27 protein-coding genes are annotated in these 25,565 nt (G+C 62.9%); 19 read left to right on the plus strand and 8 right to left on the minus strand.

The annotated features are described in order from the left end of the window. Positions 1-4 precede the first annotated feature (4 nt). Positions 5-1,795, minus strand: coding sequence for a PHA/PHB synthase family protein (locus DLM46_RS26685; protein WP_115105431.1), 1,791 nt, complete (start codon positions 1,793-1,795; stop codon positions 5-7). Positions 1,796-2,418: 623 nt separating this feature from the next. Between DLM46_RS26685 and DLM46_RS26690 the strand changes: the two genes are divergently transcribed. From DLM46_RS26690 to DLM46_RS26740, 11 genes are all read left to right on the plus strand, one after another. After that, positions 2,419-2,931, plus strand: coding sequence for a flavodoxin family protein (locus DLM46_RS26690; protein WP_115105432.1), 513 nt, complete (start codon positions 2,419-2,421; stop codon positions 2,929-2,931). Between the two features lie 22 nt (positions 2,932-2,953). Next, a complete protein-coding gene (locus tag DLM46_RS26695; RefSeq protein ID WP_115105433.1) occupies positions 2,954-3,394 on the plus strand; it encodes a hypothetical protein in 441 nt (146 codons plus the stop codon). A gap of 136 nt (positions 3,395-3,530) precedes the next feature. Further along, a complete protein-coding gene (gene atpD / locus DLM46_RS26700; RefSeq protein WP_115105434.1) occupies positions 3,531-5,006 on the plus strand; it encodes a F0F1 ATP synthase subunit beta in 1,476 nt (491 codons plus the stop codon). After that, a complete protein-coding gene (locus tag DLM46_RS26705; protein ID WP_115105435.1) occupies positions 5,003-5,461 on the plus strand; it encodes a F0F1 ATP synthase subunit epsilon in 459 nt (152 codons plus the stop codon). The genes atpD and DLM46_RS26705 overlap by 4 nt, the downstream gene beginning before the upstream one ends. Next, the gene (locus DLM46_RS26710) at positions 5,458-5,775 is read left to right on the plus strand and encodes an AtpZ/AtpI family protein (protein ID WP_115105436.1); all 318 of its coding nucleotides are present in this window, start codon (positions 5,458-5,460) and stop codon (positions 5,773-5,775) included. The genes DLM46_RS26705 and DLM46_RS26710 overlap by 4 nt, the downstream gene beginning before the upstream one ends. Then, entirely contained in the window at positions 5,768-6,049 is a 282-nt protein-coding gene (locus tag DLM46_RS26715) for an N-ATPase subunit AtpR (protein WP_115105437.1), read from the plus strand. Before DLM46_RS26710 ends, DLM46_RS26715 begins: the two co-directional genes overlap by 8 nt. After that, positions 6,046-6,744: a F0F1 ATP synthase subunit A gene (locus DLM46_RS26720; protein WP_115105438.1), complete on the plus strand. Its 699-nt coding sequence runs from the start codon at positions 6,046-6,048 to the stop codon at positions 6,742-6,744. Before DLM46_RS26715 ends, DLM46_RS26720 begins: the two co-directional genes overlap by 4 nt. Continuing rightward, on the plus strand, positions 6,741-6,989 hold the full coding sequence (locus tag DLM46_RS26725; RefSeq protein ID WP_115105439.1) for a F0F1 ATP synthase subunit C: 249 nt from the start codon (positions 6,741-6,743) through the stop codon (positions 6,987-6,989). The genes DLM46_RS26720 and DLM46_RS26725 overlap by 4 nt, the downstream gene beginning before the upstream one ends. A gap of 9 nt (positions 6,990-6,998) precedes the next feature. Then, positions 6,999-7,748: a F0F1 ATP synthase subunit delta gene (locus DLM46_RS26730; protein WP_115105440.1), complete on the plus strand. Its 750-nt coding sequence runs from the start codon at positions 6,999-7,001 to the stop codon at positions 7,746-7,748. 1 nt (position 7,749) lies between these two features. Next, positions 7,750-9,303, plus strand: a complete 1,554-nt coding sequence (locus tag DLM46_RS26735) for a F0F1 ATP synthase subunit alpha (protein ID WP_115105441.1) — start codon at positions 7,750-7,752, stop codon at positions 9,301-9,303. Beyond that, entirely contained in the window at positions 9,300-10,145 is an 846-nt protein-coding gene (locus tag DLM46_RS26740; RefSeq protein ID WP_115105442.1) for a F0F1 ATP synthase subunit gamma, read from the plus strand. The genes DLM46_RS26735 and DLM46_RS26740 overlap by 4 nt, the downstream gene beginning before the upstream one ends. Before the next feature lie 53 nt (positions 10,146-10,198). Here the strand turns inward: DLM46_RS26740 and DLM46_RS26745 are convergent, their stop codons facing one another. After that, positions 10,199-11,848, minus strand: coding sequence for an oleate hydratase (locus DLM46_RS26745; RefSeq protein WP_244306374.1), 1,650 nt, complete (start codon positions 11,846-11,848; stop codon positions 10,199-10,201). Positions 11,849-12,203: 355 nt separating this feature from the next. Between DLM46_RS26745 and DLM46_RS26750 the strand changes: the two genes are divergently transcribed. From DLM46_RS26750 to DLM46_RS26760, 3 genes are all read left to right on the plus strand, one after another. Continuing rightward, positions 12,204-13,037: a potassium channel family protein gene (locus DLM46_RS26750; protein WP_115105444.1), complete on the plus strand. Its 834-nt coding sequence runs from the start codon at positions 12,204-12,206 to the stop codon at positions 13,035-13,037. A 469-nt stretch (positions 13,038-13,506) separates the two neighbouring features. Then, complete coding sequence (locus DLM46_RS26755; protein WP_115105445.1) at positions 13,507-13,842, plus strand: hypothetical protein; 336 nt, start codon at positions 13,507-13,509, stop codon at positions 13,840-13,842. 75 nt (positions 13,843-13,917) lie between these two features. Further along, positions 13,918-14,376: a universal stress protein gene (locus DLM46_RS26760; RefSeq protein WP_115105446.1), complete on the plus strand. Its 459-nt coding sequence runs from the start codon at positions 13,918-13,920 to the stop codon at positions 14,374-14,376. 265 nt (positions 14,377-14,641) lie between these two features. Here the strand turns inward: DLM46_RS26760 and DLM46_RS26765 are convergent, their stop codons facing one another. Then, positions 14,642-16,288 (minus strand): bifunctional aminoglycoside phosphotransferase/ATP-binding protein, encoded by a 1,647-nt coding sequence (locus tag DLM46_RS26765; RefSeq protein ID WP_115105447.1) that lies wholly within the window; start codon positions 16,286-16,288, stop codon positions 14,642-14,644. 188 nt (positions 16,289-16,476) lie between these two features. Here DLM46_RS26765 and DLM46_RS26770 point away from each other — a divergent pair, with 188 nt between their 5' ends. The 5 genes from DLM46_RS26770 (at position 16,477) to DLM46_RS26790 (ending at position 20,024) form a co-directional block, all read left to right on the plus strand. Then, on the plus strand, positions 16,477-17,517 hold the full coding sequence (locus tag DLM46_RS26770) for a zinc-dependent alcohol dehydrogenase family protein (RefSeq protein WP_115105448.1): 1,041 nt from the start codon (positions 16,477-16,479) through the stop codon (positions 17,515-17,517). Positions 17,518-17,648: 131 nt separating this feature from the next. Next, a complete protein-coding gene (locus tag DLM46_RS26775; protein WP_115105449.1) occupies positions 17,649-18,077 on the plus strand; it encodes an Hsp20/alpha crystallin family protein in 429 nt (142 codons plus the stop codon). A gap of 78 nt (positions 18,078-18,155) precedes the next feature. After that, positions 18,156-18,806, plus strand: a complete 651-nt coding sequence (locus tag DLM46_RS26780; RefSeq protein ID WP_115105450.1) for a BON domain-containing protein — start codon at positions 18,156-18,158, stop codon at positions 18,804-18,806. Positions 18,807-18,881: 75 nt separating this feature from the next. Further along, the gene (locus DLM46_RS26785; RefSeq protein ID WP_115105451.1) at positions 18,882-19,118 is read left to right on the plus strand and encodes a UDP-glucose 4-epimerase; all 237 of its coding nucleotides are present in this window, start codon (positions 18,882-18,884) and stop codon (positions 19,116-19,118) included. 216 nt (positions 19,119-19,334) lie between these two features. Beyond that, the gene (locus DLM46_RS26790) at positions 19,335-20,024 is read left to right on the plus strand and encodes a CBS domain-containing protein (protein ID WP_115105452.1); all 690 of its coding nucleotides are present in this window, start codon (positions 19,335-19,337) and stop codon (positions 20,022-20,024) included. 197 nt (positions 20,025-20,221) lie between these two features. On the opposite strand, the gene adhP is transcribed toward DLM46_RS26790, so the two are convergent. From adhP to DLM46_RS26815, 5 genes are all read right to left on the minus strand, one after another. After that, entirely contained in the window at positions 20,222-21,247 is a 1,026-nt protein-coding gene (adhP, locus tag DLM46_RS26795; protein ID WP_115105453.1) for an alcohol dehydrogenase AdhP, read from the minus strand. 130 nt (positions 21,248-21,377) lie between these two features. Further along, positions 21,378-23,018 (minus strand): SulP family inorganic anion transporter, encoded by a 1,641-nt coding sequence (locus tag DLM46_RS26800; RefSeq protein ID WP_115105454.1) that lies wholly within the window; start codon positions 23,016-23,018, stop codon positions 21,378-21,380. Positions 23,019-23,559: 541 nt separating this feature from the next. Continuing rightward, on the minus strand, positions 23,560-23,907 hold the full coding sequence (locus tag DLM46_RS26805) for a hypothetical protein (RefSeq protein ID WP_115105509.1): 348 nt from the start codon (positions 23,905-23,907) through the stop codon (positions 23,560-23,562). A gap of 124 nt (positions 23,908-24,031) precedes the next feature. Next, positions 24,032-24,613 carry a hemerythrin domain-containing protein gene (locus DLM46_RS26810; RefSeq protein ID WP_115105455.1) on the minus strand — a complete coding sequence of 194 codons (582 nt, stop codon included), beginning with the start codon at positions 24,611-24,613 and terminating at the stop codon, positions 24,032-24,034. 217 nt (positions 24,614-24,830) lie between these two features. Next, positions 24,831-25,454 carry a c-type cytochrome gene (locus DLM46_RS26815; protein WP_115105456.1) on the minus strand — a complete coding sequence of 208 codons (624 nt, stop codon included), beginning with the start codon at positions 25,452-25,454 and terminating at the stop codon, positions 24,831-24,833. Between the last annotated feature and the right edge of the window lie 111 nt (positions 25,455-25,565).

The raw sequence follows: 25,565 nt of genomic DNA on the forward strand, positions 1-25,565 counted from the left end.
CTCCTCAAGTCTGGAAAACGTAAGTGCCGGGCGCGTCCGCCAGCGGCTGACCGTTCTCGCCGGCCGGCATCGGCGGCGGCGCCACGCGCTGCGGACTCGAATGCGCTTGGAGCCACTCGCTCCATGCGGGCCACCACGAGCCGTCCTGCACCGTGACGTCGGCCGCCCATTCATCGGGACCGATACGCAGGTCGTCGGCCGCGCTGAGTTTCATTCTGAAGTGCCGGTGCGGATGCCCGGGCTCGCTGACGATGCCCGCGTTGTGACCGCCGCTCGCCAACACGAACGTGATGTCGGTATCGGAGAGGTTGTGGATCTTGTAGACGGATTGCCACGGCGCGATGTGATCGCGCTCCGTCCCCACCACGAACATCGGCGCGCGGATGTTGCGAATCGAGACAGGCCGCGCGTCGACCACGTATCGGCCGCTGGCCAGGTCGTTATCGAGAAAGAAGCGCCGCAGATACTCCGAATGCATCCGGTAAGGCATGCGGGTCGCATCGGCATTCCAGGCCATCAGGTCGATCACCGGTTCGCGCTCGCCGAGCAGATAGTCGCGAATCACGCGCGACCAGATCAGATCGTTCGACTGGAGCAACTGGAACGCGCCGGACATCTGGCCGGCGGCAAGATAGCCTTGCGACCACATCATGCTTTCGAGGAAATAGACTTCGCTATCGTCGATGAAAAGTTGCAGCTCGCCGGGCTCGGTGAAGTCCGTCTGCGCGGCAAACAGCGTGATCGAGGCGAGCCGTTCGTCGCCGGCTTCGGCCATCGCCGCCGCTGCGATCGACAGCAACGTGCCGCCGAGGCAATAGCCGGTTGCATGAATTCGCCGGGCCGGCACGATCCGCGAGACGGCGTCGAGCGCTGCCATCACGCCTGATTGCCGGTAATCGTCGAGACCGAGATTGCGGTCTTCGCTATCCACGTTGCGCCACGAAATGCAGAACACCGTGTGGCCGTGCTCGACCAGGTAGCGAATCAGCGAGTTGTGCGGCGACAGATCCAGGATGTAGTACTTCATGATCCACGCCGGCACGATCAGGACGGGTTCGGCGAGAACCGCCTCGCTTGCCGGACTGTATTGGATAAGCTCGATCAGGCGATTGCGGAATACGACCTTGCCGGGCGTGACAGCGAGATTCACGCCGACCTTGAACTGCTCCATCCCGGCGGGGGGCTTGCCGCAGGCCGCGCGGTTCGCATCTTCGAACGCATTGCGGGCGCCCTGCGCCAGGCTCAGGCCACGTGTTGCCGCCGTGCGTTGGATGACTTCGGGGTTGGTGAGCGGAAAATTCGTCGGCGCCACCGTGTCGAGCAGCTGGCGCGCAACGAACGCCGCGACGTCCTCGTGGTGGCGCGTAGCGCCCGGCACGTTGCGGGTTGCCGTATTCCACCACTGCTCGGCGAGCAGGAAACTCTGCTGCCACAGGCGGTAGGGTTCGATCTGCCATGAGTCGGCACGAAACCGGTGGTCAGCAGGGGACAGCTCTGCCAAAAGAGGCGCTGGCTGCCCGAGTGCAAGCTGGGCAAGATATTCGGATAGCCGTCTCACATTCGACACGTACAGCGATGCCAGTTCGAGCTGCTTGCCCGGCGCGACCGCGAGATGAATAAGCCAATCGGACAGCGCCGCGCCCAGCGCCGCAGGCGAGAGACCGGCGGTCATGCGCGCGATGAGCGCCTCCTTGGCGTGGTCCAGATCGCGAAACGCTTTGCTATCAAGTTTGGGCGCAGCGCCGCCCACGCTGGCGGGGGTTTCGGTGCAGACTGCTCGCGTGCGGGTGTCCATTGGGATTCCTTTGCGTTCGATTGCGCTTTGTTCAATGACGTCGTTGGATCGATGCGAAGCCGCTGGGAGACAACAGTCACGCCAGGAACGGTGTTCCGCACGCGGCCTATGCCTTAAAACCAGATGCACTGCGCTGACACAGCAAAAGACGCGCCGGGGTTGTGCGACGCAGCAATTGCCTGATGATTGGACTTTAGTCGCCCGCAGGCCCCAACCTTTGATCTCGGTCAATCGAAGTGGGAGCAGGGAAACTGGATAAACGATCGCTGAACGCTGCTTACGCGCGCTTGACGCGCGTGCCCGCGATACCGCTTGCCATATCTTCGATGTGGTCGAGCGAGCCGATGACTGCCGACGGGTTTCGGTCTCCAGATTGTGATGCGCGGGCAGGCAATGCATGAAGTATTGGTCAGCGGTCGGTCGAATCAAATCAGATGACGTTGAGCTTCGCGTAGGGTGTCCTACGTCGATGTAAGCGGTCCCCTACACGCCAGGTATGGCGATGACGGTCAAGTCCGTCGCTTGACATGGATCATAAGCACGCTCTGATGCGCCCCTATGCTTGTGGCATGCACTGCGAGTCCCGCACGTGAACGCACTACAGGGGTGATGGGGAGGTTGGAATGTCCGAAGCGAAAGTTCTTGTCGTCTATTTCTCACGTACCGGCACCACGCGGTTGCTCGCGCAGGCAGTTGCGAAAATGCTGTGCGCGGATCTCGAGGAGATTTGCGATCGCAGCAATCGCGCGGGAGTGGCCGGATATCTGCGCTCGCTCGTCGACATCATCAGGAAGCGTCCCGTCGAAATCGTTCCAGCCGGACGTGATGTCGCGACGTACAACCTGGTCGTCATCGGCACGCCGGTCTGGGCCAGTTCGGTCTCGGCCCCGGTTCGCTCCTACCTCGTCGAGAACCGCGCGCGTCTTCCCCACGTTGCGTTCTTGTGCAGCTTCGGCGGACGAGGCGCGGACAAAGCGATGACGGAGATGCGCGAGCTTGCGGGTAAGCCGGCGATTGCCGAATGCAAAGTCACAGCAGCTCAAGCGCGGCGAGGTGCAAACGCCGCAGTGGCCGTTTTTGTCCGCGTGCTTAAAGGACACATCGCCAGATTCCAGGCACTTGAATGGATGTGCTGATTCGTCGAAGGATCGAGCGGACATGAAATACAGGCTGTTTCTCGTGCTTGCCGTCGCAGGGCTTGCGGCATGCACCACCCAGGCACGCGTTGCTGCGCTTCGCGATACCGAGGTCCAACTCGAGGAGGCGCGTGCCCACTCATGGGTAGATTGTTCCGCGCGCGCGGACTGTGATCGTCTATGGAGCTTGACGAAGACTTATGTCGCGCAATACTCGATAACACCGATCCGCCGCGCTGACGAAACGGCAATCGAAACGGCCGAGCCGCATACGTTCGGTGTGGTCTATGTATGGGCGACGAGGACAACCGACGATAGCGGCGCCTCGACGATCAGACTGAAAGCGATGTGCCGGGGCATGTATCGCGCCGACGGCAATCCGGGCTGGCTGTACAGGACTTGCGCCGAACAGATTCGCGCAGTCGAAATGAACTTCCTCCCATTCATTGGCGCTTCATCGTGACGGGTATCGGAGAAATCGATCTCCCGCTCACGCTTCTTTAAGGGTCATTTCCCACAGGTTTGATAGAGATCAGTTTTTCGGCTGGCTGCGGCGGTATCTTGCGACTGTTCGAACGCGGCCGCATGGAGGCCCAACAATGTCGGCTCATCTGGCAACACCACCCTCGACAATTCCGTCGGCCACTAGCAACGGTCATGTGGTCGCCGTGCGTGGCGCGGTTGTCGACGTCATGTTTGCCGACGACACGCTTCCCGCCGTCAACGACGCGCTCATGATCCTTTCGGACGACCTCGCGCCGGTTCTCGCCGAGGTGCAAGCTCACCTGAGCGAAACAACCGTGCGTGCGCTAGCGCTGCAATCGACGGCGGGATTGCGGCGCGGCGCCCGCGTGAGCGTGGGCGGCGGACCCATTGAAGCGCCAGTCGGCGAAACTGTTCTGGGCAGGCTGCTGGATGTGACCGGGGCGACATGCGACGACGGCGAGACCTTATCCCCGCATATCGAGCGCCGCCCGATTCATCGCGCAGCGCCGCCGCTCGCGTCGCAGAAAGGCACCACCACGCTTTTCGCCACGGGAATCAAGGTGATCGATCTGCTCGCGCCGCTCGCCCAGGGCGGCAAGGCGGCGATGTTCGGCGGAGCAGGGGTCGGCAAGACCGTGCTGGTGATGGAATTGATCCATGCGATGGTGGAGCGCTATCAGGGGATTTCCGTATTCGCGGGGGTCGGCGAACGCTCACGCGAAGGGCACGAAATGCTGCTCGATATGCGCACATCCGGCGTGCTGGCGCGCACCGTGCTGGTCTATGGACAGATGAACGAGCCGCCCGGCGCCCGCTGGCGCGTGCCCTTTACCGCGCTGACGATCGCTGAGTATTTCCGCGACGAACGCCGGCAAAACGTTCTGCTGCTGATGGATAACGTGTTCCGTTTCGTGCAGGCGGGTGCGGAGGTGTCCGGCTTGCTGGGGCGCATGCCGTCCAGAGTCGGCTACCAGCCCACGCTCGCGAGCGAAGTCGCAAGTCTGCAGGAGCGCATCGTGTCGGTCGGCGACGTCTCGGTCACCGCAATCGAAGCGGTGTACGTGCCAGCCGACGATTTCACCGACCCCGCAGTGACCGCGATCGCCGCGCACATCGACAGCATGGTCGTGCTGTCGCGCGCGATGGCCGCCGAAGGCATGTATCCGGCGATCGATCCGATCGCCTCGTCGTCGATCCTGCTCGATCCGCTGGTGGTCGGCGAGGAGCATGCGGCGGTCGCCACCGAGGTGCGCCGGATCATCGAACATTACCGTGAGCTGCAGGACGTCATCTCATTGCTCGGTATCGAGGAACTGGGTGCCGAGGACCGCACCCTCGTGGGGCGTGCGAGGCGCTTGCAGCGCTTCCTGACGCAGCCGTTTGCCGTGACCGAAGCCTTTACGAGCGAAGCGGGCCGTTCGGTGGCGCTCGCCGATACGATCGCCGGCTGCAAGGCGATTCTGGCAGGCGAGTGCGATGCGTGGCAGGAAAGCTCGCTTTACATGATCGGCACACTCGACGAGGGCCGCCTTAAAGAGCAAACCGCAGCGCAACGCGGCGTGGCCCAGGCCACGGAGCAGTCGAAATGAGCGGCACACCCTTGACGCTCACCTTGGCGACGCCGTCGCGTGTGTGGTTCGACGCTGTCGAGATCGTCTCCCTGCGCGCGGAAGATGAAAGCGGCTCGTTCGGCATCCGGGCGGGACATGCCGACTTCGTCACGTTGCTGACGCCCTCAGTGGTCCGCTGGACGTGTGCGGACGGCTCGCTCCACTTCTGTGCGATCGATGGCGGGGTGCTGCTGGTCTCGCACGGAACGAAGGTATCCATTGCATGCAGGGAAGCGATCCCCGGCGACTCACTGGAAAGTCTTGAAGCCGGCGTTCGCAGCCGCCACGCCAGCGACGCCGATGCCGCGCGGCGCGCCCGCGTCGACCAGTTGCGGTTGCATGCACGCGCCGTGCGCCAGATGCTGCGCTATCTGCGGCCGCGCGCAGGATCCGACGGCACGGTCGCGGAGAGCCTTGGAGGAACGCTGCGATGAACGGGCGCCACGCCAGCGAGCGCAAGCTGCGGGAGCAACGGATCGCCGACGCCGCCCGCCAGGCCGCCGAGCGCGATTCGCGCGGGCGCGAGGAGCCTGAGCCGTCGCTCGGCAGCCGGCTTGGCCAGATCGGCATCCTCGGCTGGGCCATCGTCCTGCCGACGCTAATGGGCCTCGCGCTGGGGCGCTGGTTGGACCGGACGTTCGGCACGCGCGTGTTCTTCTCGGCGCCGCTGCTGATGATCGGCGCGGCGGTGGGCTTCTGGTCGGCATGGAAATGGATGCATCGCCAGCAACGGAACCATCATGAATAATCCACTACCGTCGACGGCGACCCAACTCACGCTGGGGCTCGCAATCGGAACCGTGGCCGGGGCCTGGCATTTCATGTCGCTGCGCTGGAACTGCCCGTTGTTCGCAGCGGGCAAAGCGATGGCTGCACTGGCCTTGCAGCTTGCCAGGTTCGCGCTCACCAGCGCGCTGCTGCTGATGCTCGCGCATGACGGCGCGCTCGCGTTGCTTGCGGGCATGATGGGGTTTCTGCTGGCGCGTGCTGTCGCGGTGCGCCGCCATGGAGGTGGCCAATGACCGCCTCGCCGTTGGCGACTGCGCCGCTGCTGCATATCGGTCCGCTATCCATTACGGAGCCGGTACTCGTCACCTGGGCGATCATGATTCTGGTGACCGCGGGGGCGGCCTTGCTGAGCCGAAGCCTGTCGATCGCGCCGACCCGGCGGCAAACCGCGCTTGAACTGCTGGTCGTGACGATCGACCAGCAGATTCGCGACACCATGCAAACCGGGCCCGCCACCTACCGTGCGTTGATCGGCACGCTCTTCATCTTCGTGCTGATCGCCAACTGGTCCGCGCTGGTGCCCGGAGTGACGCCGCCGACCGCGCATATCGAGACCGATGCCGCGCTGGCGCTGATCGTGCTGGGCGCCACAGTCTTCTACGCCATCCGCACGCGCGGCATGGCCGGCTACCTTGCGGCGTTCGCCGAGCCGAGCTGGATCATGATCCCATTGAACGTCGTCGAGCAGATCACCCGGACGTTCTCACTCGTCGTTCGTCTGTTCGGCAACGTGATGAGCGGTGTGTTCGTGATCGGCATCATCCTGTCGCTCGCAGGTCTGCTCGTACCCATTCCGCTGATGGCGCTGGACCTGCTTACCGGCGCCGTCCAGGCCTATATTTTTTCCGTGCTGGCGATGGTTTTCATCGGTGCGGCAATCAGCGATACCCATCAACAGGCCAGCATAAAAAAGGGCGAAATCTCATGAATAACCTCATCGAAGTTATCAGCATCGCCGCCGCGGCGCTCGCCGTGTCGTTCGGCGCGATCGGGCCGGCGCTTGCCGAAGGCCGCGCAGTCGCAGCCGCGATGGATGCGATCGCGCGGCAGCCGGACTCGTCCGGAACCGTGTCGCGCACGCTCTTCGTCGGGCTTGCAATGATCGAAACGATGGCGATCTATTGCCTGGTGATCGCATTGTTGCTGCTCTTCGCCAACCCGTTCGTCAAATAGGCGGCGGCCATGCGAATCGACTGGTCCACGCTCGCGCTGCAGACGATCAATGCGCTCGTGCTCATATGGCTGCTGGCGCGCTTTCTGTTCCGTCCGGTCGCGGACATCATCGCCGAGCGTCAGAAAGCGGCGCAAGCGCTGATCGCGGACGCCGACGCAGCGAAGCTCGCAGCAGTCCTCGAACGCGATGCGGCAGTTCGTGAGACGCAGCGCCTCGTCGCGGCTCGGGCGGAGGGCTTGAAAACGATCGCTGCGGAGGTCGAGGGCGAGAAGGCCGCGCTGCTGGCGGCGGCGCATGCGGACGCGGACAGGCTGCGCGCGTCCGCCGCTGCCGAAACCGAGGCCGCGCGCATCGAACAGGAAAAACGTGTCGCGGACCGGGCGACGCAGCTCGCCGTCGATATCGCAGCGAAGCTGCTTGACCGGTTGCCTGACGGTACGCGCGTGAGCGGTTTTGTCGATGGTCTCGTCGACGGGGTCGCGCAACTGCCTGCCCAGGTTCGCGCGGAACTCGGCGCAAATGGCGTGGCGCTTTCGCTCGCCGCGCCGCGCGCGCTGAGCTTGGAGGAGCAGGAAATCTGCCGCGCCGCGCTCGCGACCTGTCTGAGCAGGCCGGTTGCCCTTCAGATAGAAGTCGATCCTTCGCTGATCGCCGGATTGGAACTGACGGCTGCCCACGCGGTAGTGCGCAACAGTTTCAAGGCAGATCTCGTGCAGATCGAAGCGGCGTTGCTGAGTGGCGATAATGGGCCCCGCTGACATGACCGACGATCCCTGGCTCGCGGACCAGCGCGACGCACTCGCCCGAACCATCGTGAAGCCGCACGCGCAGACGCTCGGCCGCGTCGAACGTTTTGGCGATGGCATCGCATTCGCCTCGGGACTCCCGGATGCGGCCCTCAACGAGCTGCTCCGCTTCGAAAGCGGCGCGACCGGCTTCGCGCACACGCTGGACGCGGACGTCATCAGTGTCGTGCTGCTGGACGACGGCACCGCCGTAGAAGCGGGCTCCTGCGTGACCCGCACCGGCACCGTGCTGGAGGTGCCGGTCGGAGAAGGGCTGCTGGGGCGTGTGATCGACCCGCTCGGGCGGCCGCTCGACCGCGACGGTCCCATCGTTGCCGATATGCGCATGCCGGTCGAACGGCCGGCGCCGGCGATCATCGAACGCGATCTGGTGAGCGAGCCGGTCGAAACGGGTGTGCTTCTCGTCGACGCGCTGTTCGCGATCGGCCGCGGGCAGCGCGAGCTCATCATCGGCGACCGTGCCACGGGCAAGACCGCTTTGGCCGTCGACACGATCGTCAACCAGAAGCATTCGGACATGATCTGCGTCTATGTCGCGATTGGCCAGCGCATGACGGCTGTGCAGCGCGTCATCGAATCGGTGCGTCAGCACGGTGCGCCCGAGCGCTGCATCTTCGTGGTCGCCCCCGCGGCGTCAGCGCCGGGGCTGCAATGGATCGCGCCGTTCGCGGGCTTCACGATCGCCGAATATTTTCGCGATCGTGGACAGCATGCGCTGGTCGTGGTCGACGACCTGACAAAACATGCCGCGACGCATCGCGAGCTGGCGCTGCTGACGCGCGAGCCGCCGGGACGCGAGGCCTATCCTGGCGACATCTTCTATGTCCACGCCCGCCTGCTTGAGCGCGCAGCGAAGCTGTCGGCCGGGCTGGGCGGCGGATCGCTGACCGCGTTGCCGATCGCGGAGACCGATATGGGCAACCTGTCCGCCTATATCCCGACCAATCTCATTTCGATTACGGATGGGCAGATCGTGCTCGACGCGGCGCTGTTCGCGGCGAACCAGCGGCCGGCGGTCGATGTGGGCTTGAGCGTGAGCCGGGTCGGCGGCAAGGCGCAGCATCCGGCTTTGCGAGGTGTGTCGGGACGCTTGCGGCTCGATTACGCGCAGTTCCTGGAACTGGAGATGTTCAGCCGGTTCGGGGGCCTGACGGACGCACATGTCGCCGGCAAGATCGCTCGTGGTGAACGCATCCGCGCATTGATCGCGCAGCCGCGTTTCAGCGCGTTACGCATGCTCGATGAGATCGCGCTGCTGTCAGCGCTGGCGGAGGGCGTGTTCGATTCGGCGCCGAGCGGGATCGTGGCGCAAGTGCGGACGCAACTGGCTGCGCATCTGGACACCCAGCGCCTGCAAGCCCAAATTGCGCAAGGCTTTTCGCTGTCGTCGCCCGCGCCGTTGAGCGCCGGCGTGCAAGCGGTGCTCGTCGCCGCGGTTCGCGATCTGGTGCGGCAGTGTGCGCCAACGGCCGCCAGCGGCACGGCAAGCAGTGGGGGTGGGCAATGAGCGGAAAACTCACCGAAATCGAATCGCGCAGCGCTACCGCCCGGCAACTGGACGCCGTCATCGGCGCGATGCGCGGCATTGCGGCAGCACGTTCGCGCGAAGCACAACGGCGGCTGCCCGGCATCCGTTCTTCGGCCTCGACTGTCGGCGCTGCGATCGGCGCCGCGCTGACCCACGCTTCGGGCGAACCTGCGCGCGCGCTGGAACATGGCGCGCGGATCGTCATCGCGCTTTGCGCGGAGCAGGGTTTCGTCGGCTCGTTCAACGAGCAGATCCTCGACCACGCGCTAGCTCGTCTGGCGTCGGCGCACAGCGAACTCCTGCTCGTGGGTATGCGCGGCGAAATTGTGGCGAACGAACGCCGCCTGCCGTTTGCGTGGAGCTCTCCGGCGGCCTCCCATGCCGACGATGTGCCTGCGCTCGCAAGCCGGATCACCGATGCGCTTTATACGCGTCTTGGCGATCGAGGTGTGACCCATGTCTCGGTCGTTCACGCCATGCCGGGCATCGCCGCGCATAGCGAGATCGTCGAACACAGCCTGATGCCGTTCGATTTTTCGCGATTTTCCGCTGCGCGGCGCGCCCAGCCACCGCTACTCACGTTGCCCGCCGACCGTCTGTTTGCCGGACTGGTCGAAGCCTACGTGTATGTCGAGTTATGCGAGGCGTTGATGCTGTCGTTCGCCGCCGAGAACGAAGCGCGAATGCGCGCGATGCTGGCCGCGCGCGCCAATGTGAAAGAGACGCTTGCCGAACTCACGCAAAGCTACCGGCAGGTTCGTCAGGATGAGATCACGGCCGATATCGTGGAACTCGCGGCGGGCGCCGCGGCAGGCGTCTGAACGGTGCAACCGTGCCGCGCGGTTCCCGCGGGAAGGGCGCGGCACAGCGGCCGTTAGCGGTCCCCTAACGTCGAAAACGCCTTGTACACGATCCGCGGATCATGCTGGCCTTTATAGACCTCCGGTGCTGCGAGATCGAGTCCGAGCAGCGCGTACACCGCATTCTGCGCCGAACGCACCGAGTATTCGACGGTGAAGACGACGTCGTTGGGCAACTCGCAGAACTGCCCCGTGAACGCCAGATTTTGCCAGCCGTCCGGCACCACGTCCGGCCGGTCGCCTTTGCTGCGTCGCAGGAACTGGCTCGTGATGAACGGCATCATGCACGGAATGCAGTTGGCGTGCTCGAGAATGCGGGATGCCTCGGCTTCGATCCGCAGATGGCCGAGGATTTCGGTCAGAATTTCGCGGCCGGTGCATGCCGACATTGGCTTCCTGACGAAATCGCCGGGCTGGTCGACCCGCAAGCCGTAGCCCCAGAGCACCTGCACGTCCGCAGGTTGGCCGACGAAGTGCGGCTGATGCGGCAGCACGATGGAGGCAAGCCAGCTCGACTCCGGAAAAGTAATCAGCCCGCCTTCACCCGGCGTATTTCCCGTCATGTCGCGGATCAGGCGGAACAGCGTCGGGTCGCGCAATGTCACCGTGAACGACAGCCACTTCGACTCGTCGATATGATCCGCGAAAACGGCAGGGTGACCGAACTCGGGCCGGCCCGCGGCGATCGTCTTCCAAAGGGCCCAGGCACCCGTGCCGTCGTCGGTATTCATGGCGGCGGGGCGATCCATGCCGCCCAGGCTGGAACCGCCTGTCATCGATCCGAGCGTGACAATGACCTTGTCTGCCGCTCCGACCGGTATTTCGAGGCGCCGATGCGTGCTTTCGCAAACGATGCCGCGGACCCGGTTTTCCACGCCGGTTTCGTCGAACAACAGATCGGTGACCCGGGTGTTCGGCTGGAACGCGACGCCGTGGTCGTCCAGCCAGCGCCGCAGCGGCCTGACCATCGAGTCGTACTGGTTATAGACGGTGCGCATGATGCCGTGCAGCTGGTTGAATCCGGAAGACATATGCGCGAAGCGCAGCAGATAGCGCCGGAATTCGACCGCGCTATGCCACGGCTGGAAAGCGAACGTCGTACACCACATCAACCAGAAATTGGTCTCGAAGAAAGACGAATCGAAGTGATCGGAAATCCGGCTGTTACCGAGCATGACTTCGGGTTCGATCGACAGACGGCCCAGCGTCAGCAGGTGGTGCTCATCCAGTCCATAGGCGGGAGAATCCTCGCGTTTGCCGTTTCTGACGAGCCGCGACCTCGACGAGGTCCTGATGGTTTCGCTCCAGTCGAAGATCTCCTGTGTCACGCTTTTGCTGCCGTCCAGCGCCGGTATCGACGAGAACAGGTCATAGGTGCACAGATACTTGCTTTCGAGCATGCGGCCGCCGCGCACGACGTAGCCGCTTTCCGCAGAACCCGCGCCATCGAGGCTGCCGCCCGGCTTGTCGAGCGCTTCCAGAATGGTGATGTCACAGCCGCGCACGTGCCCGTCGCGGATCAGGAAGGCCGCCGCCGCTAACGAAGCGATGCCGCCCCCGACGAGGTAGAACCTGGCGTCCTCTGCGTGGTAGCGGTCAAGTTCAGCGGTAAGGGACCGTTTGGGGATCTGATCAGAGTGTTGCACGTCGATATTCCTTTTCATGTTCGTCTCCATCAGGATGCAGCCGGGCCGCCCGGAGGCGCACGGCAGATGTTGACCCACCATACCCGCGGCACCGGTTTTCCGATTGAGTTGGATCAAGCACCGATCACGATCGCGCGAGCTTTATTGCCCCGATGTCGCGCGATACGGTTCATGCGTTTTTGCTGCCAATTGCCGCCGCGGATTCGGCCTATCTCGCCACTTCGTGATCCGTGTCAAAACCGGCCGGAGTTACGCTCCTACGATGGTTCTGCACGTGGCGTTATCCCGCATACCGAAGCGGCGGCGTCATGAACGGGCGCTGGACGGGATCGGTGTCGTCATTCAGCGCCGTAATCCCGGATGCGGTGGCGAAATGAGCAATGGTTTTCGCGTAGACGGCCTGGGCGGCGTCGATCCGCACGACGACGCACGGGCGGTGCGCACATGGTGTTGGTTACAGTGGGTCCTGTTCGGCTTCAGCCTGCTCGCCATTCCCGCCTTCTATTTCGAACTGGCCGTTGACTCACCTGTGCTTCATCAGACGGGTCGGGCGCTATACGCCTGCATGGTGGCCGGTTTCGCGGCTTCGTTGGCCTGGATGACGCGTCTGAGCCGCAAGCCGCGGCGGTTTCTCATGCGAAATCGCTACGACGTTCTGATCGCGGCGGGAGCCGGGGTCAGCGTCGCATGGGGCGTCTCCCCCTGGTCGTCGCTCGAGTGGGTTCTGCGCATTCTGTTCATGGGACTGGTGGCGGCGCGAATAACGGTGTCGCTGCGCGGATTCTTCTCGCCCAACCGCTTGTTTCTGTTGCTCGCAACGGCAGCGGCGCTGCTTGCGTCGGCAGGAGCCGGGTTCTACTGGCTCGAACCAAGCGTGCACACCTATGCCGAGGGCGTCTGGCTCGCGTTCGAAAGCAGCGCGACAGTCGGGTACGGCGACATGGCGCCGACCACCCCGGCATCGCGCGTCTTTGCCGCTTTCGTCGTATTGCTCGGCTACGGTCTGCTATCGCTGGTGTTCGCCAGCATTGCAGCCATCTTTGTCGAACAGGAAGAACGTCTGCTGCGCCGTGAGATGCATCGCGACATCAAGACTTTGCAAGCGGAAATCGCGTTGCTGCGAAAGGAAGTATGCAGCCTGGGCGGCAAAGTGCATGTCGACGAAAATTCCATCGGGCAAGATCGGCCATCGGGTGCGCGCGAATGATCCGTGTGGACTCGCCTGGTGGTCGGATTGTGTCGACTGGATAAAGCGTGCGTCTCCGCAATGGCCAACTCGCGCCTCGGCTTGTCTGCGGCCGCGTGTTCATGCTTATAGAATTAAGAGAGTGACAGCCGGCGCTTTCATCGGCGGAATACCCCTTGATTTTCCGTGTGTGTGAAGCCGACGCGCAGCTAGCCAATGCGTTGACACAAGTCAATTGCCCAGCGCCATTCGCGCCGATTATTCAATCATGTCGCCAGTCATACGTCGCTACCGCGACGACCTGACCGCGCAGGCAGGCACGCCCGAGCGCCCACGCACACCCGACGAACGAATATGAAGTCCCGCAAAAAAGCGCTGGAATCGGCGGCGGCGTCGGACCCTGCCGGCAACGATGTACCGCCGATCTTCCTGTAGTCGCGAAAGAAGCCGGCCTCATCAGAGAAATCGCGGCATGTCTGGGAGAACAGTGATGGGTGTCGGCATGCAAATCGTCTATCTCGGCTTTGCCGGGACCTCGCAGATCGAAGGCGAGGCGGCTACGCAACTGGTGCGCCTCGAACGGTTCAGCCGGTCTATCGCGGGCTGTCACCTGGCAATCGAAGCTATTCGCGAACGGACTGGTGGTGCCGGAACCGGTGCGCCTGCCGCCGACATCCGTTGTCCGGTTTTCGACGCGCGGCTCGACCTGATCATGCGTAACGGGGAGCTCGTGCCGATCGAGCATTGCCTGAACGCCGATCCGAACATGGCGGTACGGGCTGCATTCGATGTCGCTGAGCAGAAACTCGACCGACGCCCGGGTTGAACGCGATGCCCAGGCAAGTTTGCGTTCATTGCGGCGCCGTGCCTGTTGGTTCCAATGCTCCATGAGGAGGGAGTCATGTACGCAACTATTCTGGTGGCAGTGGACGGCAGTGAGGCATCGAAGCGCGCGGTGGACGAGGGCATCCGGATGGCCAAACTGTCGGGCGGCAAGCTGACGGCGGTCTACGTGCTGGATCAGTCCGCGGCGTTCACGTATGCGGGTGCCTGCGATCCGCATCTGCTGACCGACACGGCGCGCCAGGTAGGGCGCGGCTTCCTTGACGAGGCTTGCGCGAAGATGCAGGCGCTCGGCGTGGCGGGTGATTCGGAGATCGTCGAAACGCAAGGCATCGCCGAGGACATTGCCAGTTGTCTCGCTCGCTGCGCCGAGCGACGCGGCGCGGAGCTTGTCGTGATGGGTACGCACGGGCGGCGCGGCATGCGGCGCATGGTGATCGGCAGTGTCGCGGAGCGTTTCGTGCGGCACGCGACATGTCCCGTGTTGTTGATCAGGGAAGCGTCAGCCGATGCCTGAGTGTTTTTCGGGGGGCGTGACGGCAGATCACATTTGCCGCGGCGCGCCGCACGCTTGATACGCGTCAACCGGCATCTGACGGCGTCGTCTACATTGAACGCACTGCTGCCGCGAACACAACCGCGAGGTAACCGTGCGGCGCGTATGCCATTCATCTGACCACGACTAGAAATCTGCCGATGGTGCCATAGGGCGGGCGCCATCGGCAGATCCCGATCTCGTAGCGAGCGTGTGGCGGCGCGGGTCGAGTTTGGCGCCGCTCCGCTCACGCATGCGCCGCCTCCCGCGAAGCTGCCGCATGGTGGTCCAGCCTCTGCAACAGCGCTCCCCAGTACTCGACATGAGTGAAGGCGCCAAGCGGTACTTCTGTATCGAAACAGACCGTATCCGCCATTTCCTCGGAGGTCAGCGGCTCCTCGTTCGCCAATTGTCTGACCAGAACGACCGGCCCGGCGTCGGACTCGTTGTGCAATTCCAAAGCGCGGGTACGCACCCGCTCCACGAGCCGGCACGTGCGCGCATGAAAGTCCAGCACGACAACGGGAATCGACAGCCTGTTGCCCAATGCCGCAAAACGAGACCGATGCTCGTGCTTGAGAAAGCTAGCGTCGACCAGCACCGGATAGCCGGCCTCCAGCACCTGCCGTGCGAGCGCCAGCAGCAAGTCATAGTGGCGATCGATCGAGTGGGCTGAATAGGCGGTGGCAGCCAGCGGCCGGGTGTCAACCGGCGTGAACGGACGCGAGCGTTTGCGTTCGACGTCGCTGGACAGGCGTATCGCGCCGATCAGACTGGCCAGCGCTTCACTCGCGACCGACTTCCCCGACCCTGAATAACCGTGACACAGCAGCACGTAAGAGCGCGGCATGGTGGTCATACGCTCCGCGAGCCGCAGGTATCGCTTCGCCTGTTCAGCAGCGTGCGGCGCCGGATTGCCACGTGCTTTCAACGACGCCACGTAAGCACGCACCAGCGCGCGGTAAACCATGTAGTAACGAAGCGCGGGTAGCGCGGCAAAATCGCCGGTCTGTTGCAGCCAGCCGTTGAGGAGCCGCGCCGCGAGATCGTCCCGGTCGTGCGCCTGAAGGTCCATGAGCAGAAAACTCAAATCGCTGGCGACGTCGATCCATCGCAAGGCGTCGCTGAACTCGATGCAGTCGAACATGAGCACATGTTTGCCACGGCGCACCACGTTATCGAGGTGCAGATCGCCATGACATTCGCGCACGAAACCTCCCGCGCGCCGTGCTTCGAAATGTCCCGCGAGCCGCTCGCCCTCGCTCTCGCACCAGGCACGCAATTGGGCGGGCACGAGCGTCCGGGTTTCCTGTTCTAACGAATCCAGCACGGTCTGCATCCGCATGCGCACCGCCGGTGCCGAGCCATAGCGGTGGTCCGGTGGCGTGCGCGCTGCGTGGCGATGGAAGGCGGCGAGGCGTTCGGCGAGCGCGTCGATCTCCGCCAAGCCGAGTTCGCCGCGCGCGACCAACGCCGAAAATACGTCGCGTTCGTCGAAGCGTCGCATTTTGACCGCGAGGTCGGCCACACGCCCATGTTTGCCGATCTTGAAGATGCGTCCTCTGCGAACAATCGTCTCGACACCACAGTAAAGTCCGCGCGCGAGGCGCCGGTTCAACCGCACTTCGTCGCCACATGCGCGCTGTCGTGCGGCAAGTCGCGTGAAATCAACAAAGTCCAGGTTGACGGGTTTCTTGAGCTTGTACGCGTAGCGGCCAGTCAGATAGATCACCGAAATATGCGTTTCGATACGGCGTATCCGACCTGCCGGATGGGGGTATGAACAGGGCCGTTGCAACGTTCGATCGATGGTGCGCCAGCCGCGCTGCGCGAGGTGTTCGCGTTGCCGTACATGCAGCGCCCCGTGACGCGGTGCAATGAAATAGCTGGACATGGCCGGCTCCGGGAAACAATGAAGGCTCGTCCAGCATAGGCCCGCGTCATGAGCCGGAATTGACCGATGTCATGCTTTCCGCAGTATTTCGGACGATACGTATCGCTTGATACATGTCAATCGTCGCGGCGTCCGCCGTCCTAAAGTGTGTCATACAGCATGCTCGTTCCGATCAACGGAGGCAGTAGATGAAAGCACTGGTGTATCACGGTCCCGGCAAGAAATCGCTCGACGAAAGGCCGATTCCCACGCTCGCCGCGCCGACCGATGCGATCGTCAAGATGACGCGCACGACAATTTGCGGCACCGATCTGCACATTCTGAAAGGCGATGTGCCGAGCTGTGAGCCGGGGCGCATCCTCGGCCACGAGGGGGTTGGCATCGTGCAGCAGGTCGGCGCGGCGGTGTCGTCGTTCAAACCGGGCGACCGGGTATTGATTTCGTGCATTTCGTCGTGTGGCAAATGCGATTATTGCCGGCGCGGCATGTATTCACACTGCACCACCGGCGGCTGGATTCTCGGCCACAAGATCGACGGCACCCAGGCCGAATATGTGCGCATTCCGCACGCCGACACGAGCCTGTACCCGATTCCCGCCGGTGCCGACGAAGAAGCGCTGGTGATGCTGTCGGACATCCTGCCGACCGGCTTCGAATGTGGTGTTCTGAACGGCAAGGTGCAGCCCGGCAGCACGGTGGCGATCGTCGGGGCCGGACCGATCGGGCTTGCTGCGCTCCTGACCGCGCAGTTCTATTCGCCTGCACAGATCCTGATGATCGATCGCGATCCGAACCGCCTTGAAGTTGCGCGCCGCTTCGGCGCGACCGGGTGTATCGACATCGGCCGGGCGGATCCGGCCGCCGAAGTCATGAAGTTAACCGAACAGACGGGCGTCGATTGTGCGATCGAGGCGGTCGGCATACCCGCAACGTTCGAGTTGTGCGAAGCGATAGTCGCGCCCGGCGGTGTGATCGCGAATGTCGGCGTGCACGGGGTCAAGGCCGATCTGCACCTCGAAAAACTTTGGGATCGCAACATAGCGATGACGACGCGCCTCGTCGATACCGTCAGCACGCCGATGCTGCTCAAGACCGTTCGCGCCGGCCGCATAGATCCCACTAAACTTATTACACACCGCTTCCAGCTCGAGAATGTTGCCGGCGCTTACGACACGTTTGGACGCGCGGCCGAGACGCATGCGCTGAAGGTAATCATCGAGGTCGCCTAGACAGCGCCGCTTGCACGAGCAAATCCGGCGACCTGTCCAGGAGAGTAGCGAGGCCCGGCGAGCAATGCGGCCGAACCACTCGACGTAGCCCGATGTCCATGACGTTCATGGATGAATCAAGGAGATGCACGATGAGCAACTTGACCCGTTTTGATCCGTTTCCGCTTGAGCCCATGTCGGAACTCTTTCAAGGCCTGTTCCGTCCGCTGCGCGGCGTGGGCGGCGATGCGCCATTGGCCGACATCAAGGTCGACGTCACGGAAAGCGATACCGCATACGCAGTGAAGGCCGAACTGCCGGGTGTCGACAAGAACGATATCGACGTGAAAATCGACGGCAACATCGTATCGATCAGCGCCAAGGTCGAACGCAATCAGGAACTGAAGGAAGGCGAGCGCGTGATCCGGCGCGAGCGGTATTCGGGCGCGGTCAGCCGGTCGTTTTCGCTCGCGAGCGAGATCGACGAAGCCACGGCGGCAGCGGAGTACAAGGACGGCGTCCTCTCGTTGACGCTGCCCAAGAAGGCGGCTTCCGAGCGCAAGCGTCTGCCGATCGCGTGATCGACGCCACGCCACGCCGGGCTGGCGGCTGCACGTCCCGGCGCGGCTGCATCTTTGCATGCCATCAAGGAGCAGGCAATGAAGTCGGACATGGAACTGAAACGGCAGGTCGAGGACGAGCTGGCGTGGGATCCTGCGGTCGACATCACGGACATCGGCGTTGAAGTGCGCGACCGTGTGGTGACGCTGTCCGGGCACCCGACCAGTTACGCCGAGAAACTTGCGGCGGAAAACGCGGCGCAGCGGGTGGCTGGTGTGAAGGCGGTCGTCGTGGAAATGGACGTTCGCCTTCTGCATACCGACGTACGAACCGATGAAGATATCGCCAACGCCGTTCGTACGATCCTGCGCTGGACCGTCGGTCTGTCCGAGGAGACCGTCAAGGTGCAGGTCGAGAAGGGCTGGGTGACGTTGAGCGGCGAGGTGGATTGGGCTTATCGGAGCCATGTTGCAATGCGCACCGTCGCACACATGCGGGGTGTCACGGGTGTGTCGAACCTGATCCGGATAGGCGGCGACGCCGCCGCCCAGGATATCGGCGATCAGATTAGCCAGGCATTGCAACGGCACGCCGAGCGTGAAGCGAAACACATCGAGATCAAGGTGCACGAAGGCACCGTTACGTTGACCGGCAAGGTCGACTCCGCCGCCGAGCGATCGGCCGTGCGCGGCGCGGCATGGTCGGCGCCGGGCGTGCACGCGGTCGTCGACAATCTGACGATAAGCTAACCCGCGGCGCGGGACCCGGTGCGCTTCTTTGGGGCGGCATCGGGTTTGCGCGGCCGAAAAAATCAGGAGTCACTCATGGCACTTTCGGGTAGCGTCTGCGACAACGATTGGTCGGTGTCGGTCGTGACGCATCAGACGGCTGACGGCTTCTGTTGCTCGATCCAGCTCAACCACAATGCGCCGGAAGGCGTTTTCAAACACGAATTCACGCACAGCGGCGTTTTTTCGACCGAACGCGAAGCGGTGCTCGCCGGTTTGCGTGAAGGCCTGGTATGGGTACAGCTCAAGATGGCAAAAACGCTCTCGCTTTAGGCGCGTGAAGGGTGTGCCAGGCGCGCGGCAACTGCAGCAGCGGGCGAGGGTAGGGGCATCGAGGGTGGAAGCAGCTCGCCCGATGACCTCATCTCATACGGTGTTGTACACAACCGTCCTATATCGGCGTCAGCACTGATCCACATCAAAAAATGATGTCCGTTACGGACGTAGTGTGAATAAAGGCACAAGCCGAAACAGTGAAGGAGTCTCACCATGCGTGCATCAGATGTAATGACCAGTAACGTCGTATCCGCCAAACCTGACATGACCGTGAGCGAGGTTGCCAGGATGCTGGTGGACAAGGGCATCAGCGGCGCGCCGGTAATCGACGCGGCAGAGCATGTTATAGGCATGATCAGCGAAGGCGACCTGCTGCACCGGGAAGAGCTCGGCACCGATCAGCGCCGACGCTCCTGGTGGCTCGATCTTTTTTCGTCAAGCAATGACGCCAGGGACTACATCAAGACACATGCTCTAAAAGTCCAGGACGTGATGACCACCCGCGTCATTTCGGTTGATGAAGACACGCCGCTGAGCGAGGTAGCCAACATCCTGGAAACGCGGCGTATCAAGCGTGTTCCTGTGACAAAGGCGGGTCGTCTTGTGGGCATCGTCAGCCGCGCGAATCTTGTGCAGGCATTGGCCAGCATTCCCGAAGAGCCGGCGCCGGACATGGCCCTCTCGGATCGGGAGATTCGTGCGGCGCTGATGGGTGAAATGACGGGCCACAATTGGGCATTTGCCGGGCGCAACATCGTCGTGATCGATGGCGTTGTCCACCTGTGGGGCATCTTTCATTCGATGGAGGCAGTCCAGGCTGTCCGCGTCGCGGCAGAAGGCATTCCGGGCGTGAAGCGGGTGGAAGATCATACGGAACCTTACCCGGTGATGCCGGGCATATAAAAGATCAAGCGCGAAGCGCCTCGATCAGGGAGTCTCGCGATCGAGGCGCGCGGTTCTTAGCGCACAAGATCATGTACCGTAGGACCGTATTGGCCGTCGATGCATTGCGTGCGCGCGTGAAGCTCACTCAGGGTGGTTGAGCGCTTTCACGCAAATGCGCTTGCGCAATGAGCGCAACTCGCATCGTATGGTGCCCGTCAATCGAGCGTCAGCACGACGCGGCCATCGATCTTGCCGCTCTTCAACTCGGTGAACACGGCATTGATGTTTTCGAGGCGGTCGGTGTGAATCCGGGCGCGTACTCGCCCTTCGGCCGCAAACTCGAGCGACTCCTGCAAGTCCCGGCGCGTGCCGACGATCGATCCTCGCACGGTGATGCCATTGAGCACAGTGGAAAAGATCGGCAACGGAAAATCACCTGGCGGCAGACCGTTTAGCGTGACGGTGCCGCCGCGGCGAACCATGCCGAGTGCCTGGGCAAAGGCGCTGCGCGATACCGCTGTGACCAGCACACCATGTGCTCCGCCGATTTCCTTCTGGATCGCCGCGGCAGGATCGCCCTCCGATGCATCGATCGTGAGGGCGGCACCGAGTTCACGGGCGAGGGCGAGCTTGTCGGCTGATATGTCCACCGCGACGACATGTAGTCCCATTGCAATGGCATATTGAACCGCGACATGGCCAAGGCCCCCGATTCCCGAGATCGCGATCCATTGGCCGGGCCGCGTGTCGGTCATGCGAATGCCCTTGTAGACGGTAACGCCCGCGCAGAGAATCGGTGCAATTTCTTCAAAACCGACTTTCGGCGGCAAGTGTCCGACATAGTTCGGATCAGCCAGCACGTATTCCGCATAGCCACCGTTGACTGAATAGCCGGTGTTCTGTTGTTCGTGACAGAGCGTCTCCCACCCGCTCAGGCAGTGCTCGCAATGACCGCAAGCAGTATAGAGCCACGGCACGCCGACGCGGTCTCCTTCCTTGACTGCCTTGACGCCATCACCAACGGCCGAGACATAGCCAACGCCTTCGTGACCGGGAATGAAGGGGAGTGTCGGCTTGACTGGCCAGTCTCCGTCGGCTGCGTGAAGATCGGTGTGGCAGACACCGGATGCCTTGATCTTGACGAGTATCTGCCCGCGGCCCGGTGTTGGTATGGGCACTTCCTCAATGCGAAGCGGGGCGCCAAATTCGTGGACGACTGCGGCTTTCATCGATTGCGTCATGTGATCCTCCGGGAGAAGAGTGCATGACAGCCAGTATCGGGCTGACCACGGCGTAGAAATTGACATGGGTCATCGAACGGCGACAACCGGGTGCGACGCGACCAACTGCCGGACACGCGCGCTATCTGGCCTACGCCTCATCCCCCCAATCGTGCCATTCGACCGCATGCGACTCCAGATAGCGGTTCACCGCCTGTCCGATGGTAGGAAAGAAGTTTTGCTCGCCGATTATCTCGAACAGGCCGTAATGCTTCAGGCTGTCCTTCACAGGCCCCTTCAGCTCCGCGAAGCATAGCGTCACGTTCAACGCGAGCAGTTCGTCATGAAGCCGCGCGAGCGTGTCGGCGGCGGTGAGATCGACGTCTGTCACCGGTTCAGCTGCGATCACGATCCACGCGGTTTTCGCCGGCGCCTCGCGCACCGCCTGCCGCATGCGTTCACGAAAAATCTCCGCGTTTGCGAAGAAGAGCGGCGCATCCCATCGCAGCAGGACGAGCCCGGGAATGCGGCGGGCCTCCGGATGCCGGGCGACATCGTGATAGCCCTTCATCTGATCGACACGACCAAGCACAGCGGAATACGGACGCCACCCGCGCCACAGGAACGCGAGAACCGCGAGCGCAAGCGCGATGCCGATGCCGTTCACGACCCCGATCATCGTGACACCGAGCAGACAGACGATCGATTGCACGAACTCGCTCGGTCTCAGCCGATATAGTCGCCACACGCCCCGCACCTCGATCAGCCCGAGACAGGCGGCGATCACGACCGCCGCAAGCGCCGCCTGCGGTGTATAGCGCAGGGCCTGTGGCGCGGCCAGCAACAGCCCCACAACGATCAGCGCAGCGAAGACGCCTGTCGCCTGCGTCTTCGCCCCTGCCGCTTCCGCGACCGGCGTGCGCGAACCGCTCGCGCTCACGGCGAACCCATGCGCGATGCCCGCCGCGATATTCGCGAGCCCGAGCGCGACGAACTCCTGGTTGCGATCGACTGCTTCTCCGCTGCGCGCCTCATAGGTGCGCGACAAGATGCTGATGTCGGTGAATGAGACGAGCGCGACGGCGGCAGCGCCGCCGAGAAGCGCCGCCCACTCGCTGAGTGCCAGCGCCGGAATGCGTGGCACCGGCAGCCCTTGCGGCACGTTGCCGACCACCGCCAGCCCAAAGCGCTGTGCGAGACCCAGCGCGGCGACCGCAATCGTTGCGCCCGCGACAGCGATCAGCACGCCGGGCACCTTCGGCAACCAGCGCCTGCAAGCGAAGATCACGACGAGCGCCGCAATGCCGATCGTCAAAGCCAGCGTATTGGTCTTGCCCGCAGCGAAGCCGCTCGCGAGTTCGCGCACCTGCTGCAGGAATGATTCGCCGTGCACCTGGAAGCCCAGCAGTCTGGGTGTCTGCCCGATGACGATCGTCAGCATGATGCCGTTGAGATAACCGTAGCGGATCGGCAGCGACAGCAGTTCGGTGACGAAGCCCAGCCTCAGCATGCCGACCACCACGCCGATCGCACCGGACAGTAAAGCGAGCCCGCCCGCGAGGGCGAGCGCGTGCTCCGTATTGCCGTGCGCGAGTGGCGCGACGCTGGCCGCGATCAGCGCGACCAGCGCGGAGTCGGGACCCAGCACGAGGATCCGGCTCGGGCCGAAAACGGCGTAGGCAAGCAGCGCCGCGAACGACGCATAGAGCCCGGATACGGCGGGCAAACCGGCGGCCTCCGCGTAGGCCATCCCCGCAGGCACGAGGACGGCGCTCAGGCTGAGGCCCGCCATCGCGTCGTGGGGCAGCCATGCAACCCGGTAGTTCCGTGCCACAGCAAGCCCGTTAGCCCAGCGCGATACGACACGTCCGGTGCGATTCGATGGCCGCTCGGGCTTACTGGTGTGTGGTTTCACGGGGCAGCGCAGGTCGAACCAGAGCGGCTGGTGATCGGAAGTGCGGCTCGCAGTGATCCACCCCGCAACCGGGAAGCACGGCTACGGGGCCCCGGCGAGGAAAATGAAATCGGATGCGAACGGTTCGTCGAGCCATTGCCGATGATCGCATGAACCGGCCATCGCGGCAGGCACGGTGTTTGGGTGGGTGCAGGTCCGTACTCGACGATCATCTGGCGGTCAACCAGACGGCACGCGTGACTTTAGTACCTTGCGGAGTCAACCGGTGGACGCAACAGATACGATGCGTTAACGTGCCGGTCGTCGTGAGGGTTGTTCGACGCCCGTGCTCATCCGCGCAACAGTGAGCGCACAGCCTCGGGCGCAGGTCGACGATCACCTTGACTGCGCCGGAATCGAGGACTCCGCGGAACTCGCGCTACAGCGCGTACTGCAAGGCGAGATCAAAGCCGATAACGACCAGTGAACAGCCGAGCCCGGCCAGGAGATTCGCGATCCGATGTTCGAAATCGTGCTCTCGCCCCATCCACGCCCCGATGAGGAAAATGCCTTCGACGACGACCTGGAGCGCAACGAACACCAGCATAAGCAGGAACTCGTAGCCCATGAACCTGAAGTTCGCGAAGTTTAAACCGTAATCGAAGATCCACCTGCCCACCCGATGAATCTCATAGACGAGCAAAAGGATCGGAAACAGGTAGCTGGCAACATAGGTCGGCAACGTTGCATGCCGCAGTTCCAGGTGAAAGTGACGAGCAGCTTGCATATCCCCCTCCTGCGTCGGCTTTTTGTGCTCACAAAACTTTTTGTTCAATTGCGCGGCCACAGATTCTGCAGATCCGCGTTTGCATCGCGTGGCCGGCCGCCCATCGAGAGACGCAACCGAACTGCTAACTTTCCGTCTCCGGGATCGTGTTGACGATCATCGAAAATAATTTGCCGAGATCGTCTTCAAGTTTTACCCCGTCAAACGGATCGCGATTTGCGCCAAAGGCGGCGTCGATCTCCGCCCAGTCTTCCTTTGTCAGCAGACGTCTGGCAGCCGGCAGAATCAACGTCTCTTCCATACACCGATGGTCTGCATAGAACTCGGCATACTCGTCCACTGTGGCTCGCAGCTCCCGAAGTGCGGGGGTACCCTTCAATTCATACCGGGTCAGCGCGTGTTCGATATTGATCAACTTCGCGTCACCTCGAGCGTGCTGGGACTCCAGTTCCGCAAGGACATAGTCAAATTCATCCGTCCGATCCCGCAGCGGCGTGAACAGGTAACGGTCCTCTTTAGGATGGTGCACCTGCTGAGGGTACTCGCGGATGTAATAAAGCATCGCCCGAAACACCATGAGGCCCGGAACGGGCGCACCTGCTGCCAGCAGACGCACGAAGCGGCGCATGCCCTCGATCACGGTCGACAGTTGCTCGTGTTCACGAAGGATGACGGTTATCGCACTACGCGGTCCCGGAGACTGCATATCAAACTCCGTAGCGGTACATGAAAAGCATTGGCAAATCGATTTGCAGCTTCACGCCCGTGGCACGAGCAGGAAGTTGCATCGATGCTTTAATGCTAGTCATCATCCGCTCGACATCAAAGCGCGCTAACGCCACAGCTTTGATGGAGATCAACGGCTGTGAGGGCATGGTGGCCCATAAGCTGAGCGCCCGTCGACTGCATAATTTGGCAACGGCTTATCTGGATTGCAGATAGGCGGCAACGGCCTTGGCCTGTTCGGAACTCAACGTATGTGCGACAGCGGTCATCACGGGCGCGTTGGCGCGCGTACCGCCTTGAAAGAACTCGATCTGACGCAGCAGATACTCCCGATGCTGCCCTGCGAGGCGCGGAAATGTACCGACCCCCTGAGCCTGCTCGCCGTGGCATGAAGCGCAGGCCGGCACCCCCTTGTCCGGCACACCGTGTTCGAAGATTTCCCGTCCTTTGGCCATCAAGGTGGGGTCGCCCGCCGCGCCCCGGGTTGCGGTCTGATGCGAGTAATAATCGGCCAGCGATTTGACGGCTGCCTCGTCCAGCAGTGCGGCCATGCCCCACATGTAATCGCGGGCGGTGGATTCGCCGCGCGCGTGTTCGCGGAATCCCTTGAGCTGGGCTTCGATGTATTCAGGTGTCTGGGCGTTGAGCTTCGGAAACATCGGCGACTCGCTGCGCCCGTGTACGCCGTGGCAGCCAGAGCAAATCTGCCCGGCAATGCGGGCGCCATCCTCGGCCCGTGTGGGAGCTGGCAGCATCAAGGCTGTGCCTGCTGCGGCAAGCAGTGCGATCGCTGGCATCCAAGCGGCAAGTATCTTCTTCATGAGCGTTCTCATCAGGCTGAGCGGATCGAAAATATCAGTGGCCGGGCCATCTGGTCAGCATATGAGCTACCTAGGCCCGGCGCGCAGAGAAAGTTGAAGGCAGGCGTGCGG

It is taken from the genome of Paraburkholderia lacunae (genome assembly GCF_003353175.1).
GTDB lineage: Bacteria > Pseudomonadota > Gammaproteobacteria > Burkholderiales > Burkholderiaceae > Paraburkholderia > Paraburkholderia lacunae.

What these genes read in the sequence shown, in the direction of transcription:
- DLM46_RS26690 (WP_115105432.1), top strand. Translation starts at nt 2,419, where the DNA reads ATGTCCGAAGCGAAAGTTCTTGTCGTCTATTTCTCACGTACCGGCACC.
- DLM46_RS26785 (WP_115105451.1), top strand. Translation starts at nt 18,882, where the DNA reads ATGGCACTTTCGGGTAGCGTCTGCGACAACGATTGGTCGGTGTCGGTC.
- DLM46_RS26740 (WP_115105442.1), top strand. Translation starts at nt 9,300, where the DNA reads ATGAGCGGAAAACTCACCGAAATCGAATCGCGCAGCGCTACCGCCCGG.
- DLM46_RS26805 (WP_115105509.1), bottom strand. Translation starts at nt 23,907, where the DNA reads ATGCAAGCTGCTCGTCACTTTCACCTGGAACTGCGGCATGCAACGTTG.
- DLM46_RS26760 (WP_115105446.1), top strand. Translation starts at nt 13,918, where the DNA reads ATGTACGCAACTATTCTGGTGGCAGTGGACGGCAGTGAGGCATCGAAG.
- DLM46_RS26780 (WP_115105450.1), top strand. Translation starts at nt 18,156, where the DNA reads ATGAAGTCGGACATGGAACTGAAACGGCAGGTCGAGGACGAGCTGGCG.
- DLM46_RS26725 (WP_115105439.1), top strand. Translation starts at nt 6,741, where the DNA reads ATGAATAACCTCATCGAAGTTATCAGCATCGCCGCCGCGGCGCTCGCC.
- DLM46_RS26815 (WP_115105456.1), bottom strand. Translation starts at nt 25,454, where the DNA reads ATGAAGAAGATACTTGCCGCTTGGATGCCAGCGATCGCACTGCTTGCC.
- DLM46_RS26720 (WP_115105438.1), top strand. Translation starts at nt 6,046, where the DNA reads ATGACCGCCTCGCCGTTGGCGACTGCGCCGCTGCTGCATATCGGTCCG.
- DLM46_RS26735 (WP_115105441.1), top strand. Translation starts at nt 7,750, where the DNA reads ATGACCGACGATCCCTGGCTCGCGGACCAGCGCGACGCACTCGCCCGA.
- DLM46_RS26775 (WP_115105449.1), top strand. Translation starts at nt 17,649, where the DNA reads ATGAGCAACTTGACCCGTTTTGATCCGTTTCCGCTTGAGCCCATGTCG.
- DLM46_RS26765 (WP_115105447.1), bottom strand. Translation starts at nt 16,288, where the DNA reads ATGTCCAGCTATTTCATTGCACCGCGTCACGGGGCGCTGCATGTACGG.
- atpD (WP_115105434.1), top strand. Translation starts at nt 3,531, where the DNA reads ATGTCGGCTCATCTGGCAACACCACCCTCGACAATTCCGTCGGCCACT.
- DLM46_RS26755 (WP_115105445.1), top strand. Translation starts at nt 13,507, where the DNA reads ATGGGTGTCGGCATGCAAATCGTCTATCTCGGCTTTGCCGGGACCTCG.
- DLM46_RS26790 (WP_115105452.1), top strand. Translation starts at nt 19,335, where the DNA reads ATGCGTGCATCAGATGTAATGACCAGTAACGTCGTATCCGCCAAACCT.
- DLM46_RS26770 (WP_115105448.1), top strand. Translation starts at nt 16,477, where the DNA reads ATGAAAGCACTGGTGTATCACGGTCCCGGCAAGAAATCGCTCGACGAA.
- DLM46_RS26730 (WP_115105440.1), top strand. Translation starts at nt 6,999, where the DNA reads ATGCGAATCGACTGGTCCACGCTCGCGCTGCAGACGATCAATGCGCTC.
- DLM46_RS26685 (WP_115105431.1), bottom strand. Translation starts at nt 1,795, where the DNA reads ATGGACACCCGCACGCGAGCAGTCTGCACCGAAACCCCCGCCAGCGTG.
- adhP (WP_115105453.1), bottom strand. Translation starts at nt 21,247, where the DNA reads ATGACGCAATCGATGAAAGCCGCAGTCGTCCACGAATTTGGCGCCCCG.
- DLM46_RS26710 (WP_115105436.1), top strand. Translation starts at nt 5,458, where the DNA reads ATGAACGGGCGCCACGCCAGCGAGCGCAAGCTGCGGGAGCAACGGATC.
- DLM46_RS26695 (WP_115105433.1), top strand. Translation starts at nt 2,954, where the DNA reads ATGAAATACAGGCTGTTTCTCGTGCTTGCCGTCGCAGGGCTTGCGGCA.
- DLM46_RS26810 (WP_115105455.1), bottom strand. Translation starts at nt 24,613, where the DNA reads ATGCAGTCTCCGGGACCGCGTAGTGCGATAACCGTCATCCTTCGTGAA.
- DLM46_RS26705 (WP_115105435.1), top strand. Translation starts at nt 5,003, where the DNA reads ATGAGCGGCACACCCTTGACGCTCACCTTGGCGACGCCGTCGCGTGTG.
- DLM46_RS26800 (WP_115105454.1), bottom strand. Translation starts at nt 23,018, where the DNA reads ATGGCGGGCCTCAGCCTGAGCGCCGTCCTCGTGCCTGCGGGGATGGCC.
- DLM46_RS26750 (WP_115105444.1), top strand. Translation starts at nt 12,204, where the DNA reads ATGAGCAATGGTTTTCGCGTAGACGGCCTGGGCGGCGTCGATCCGCAC.
- DLM46_RS26745 (WP_244306374.1), bottom strand. Translation starts at nt 11,848, where the DNA reads ATGAAAAGGAATATCGACGTGCAACACTCTGATCAGATCCCCAAACGG.
- DLM46_RS26715 (WP_115105437.1), top strand. Translation starts at nt 5,768, where the DNA reads ATGAATAATCCACTACCGTCGACGGCGACCCAACTCACGCTGGGGCTC.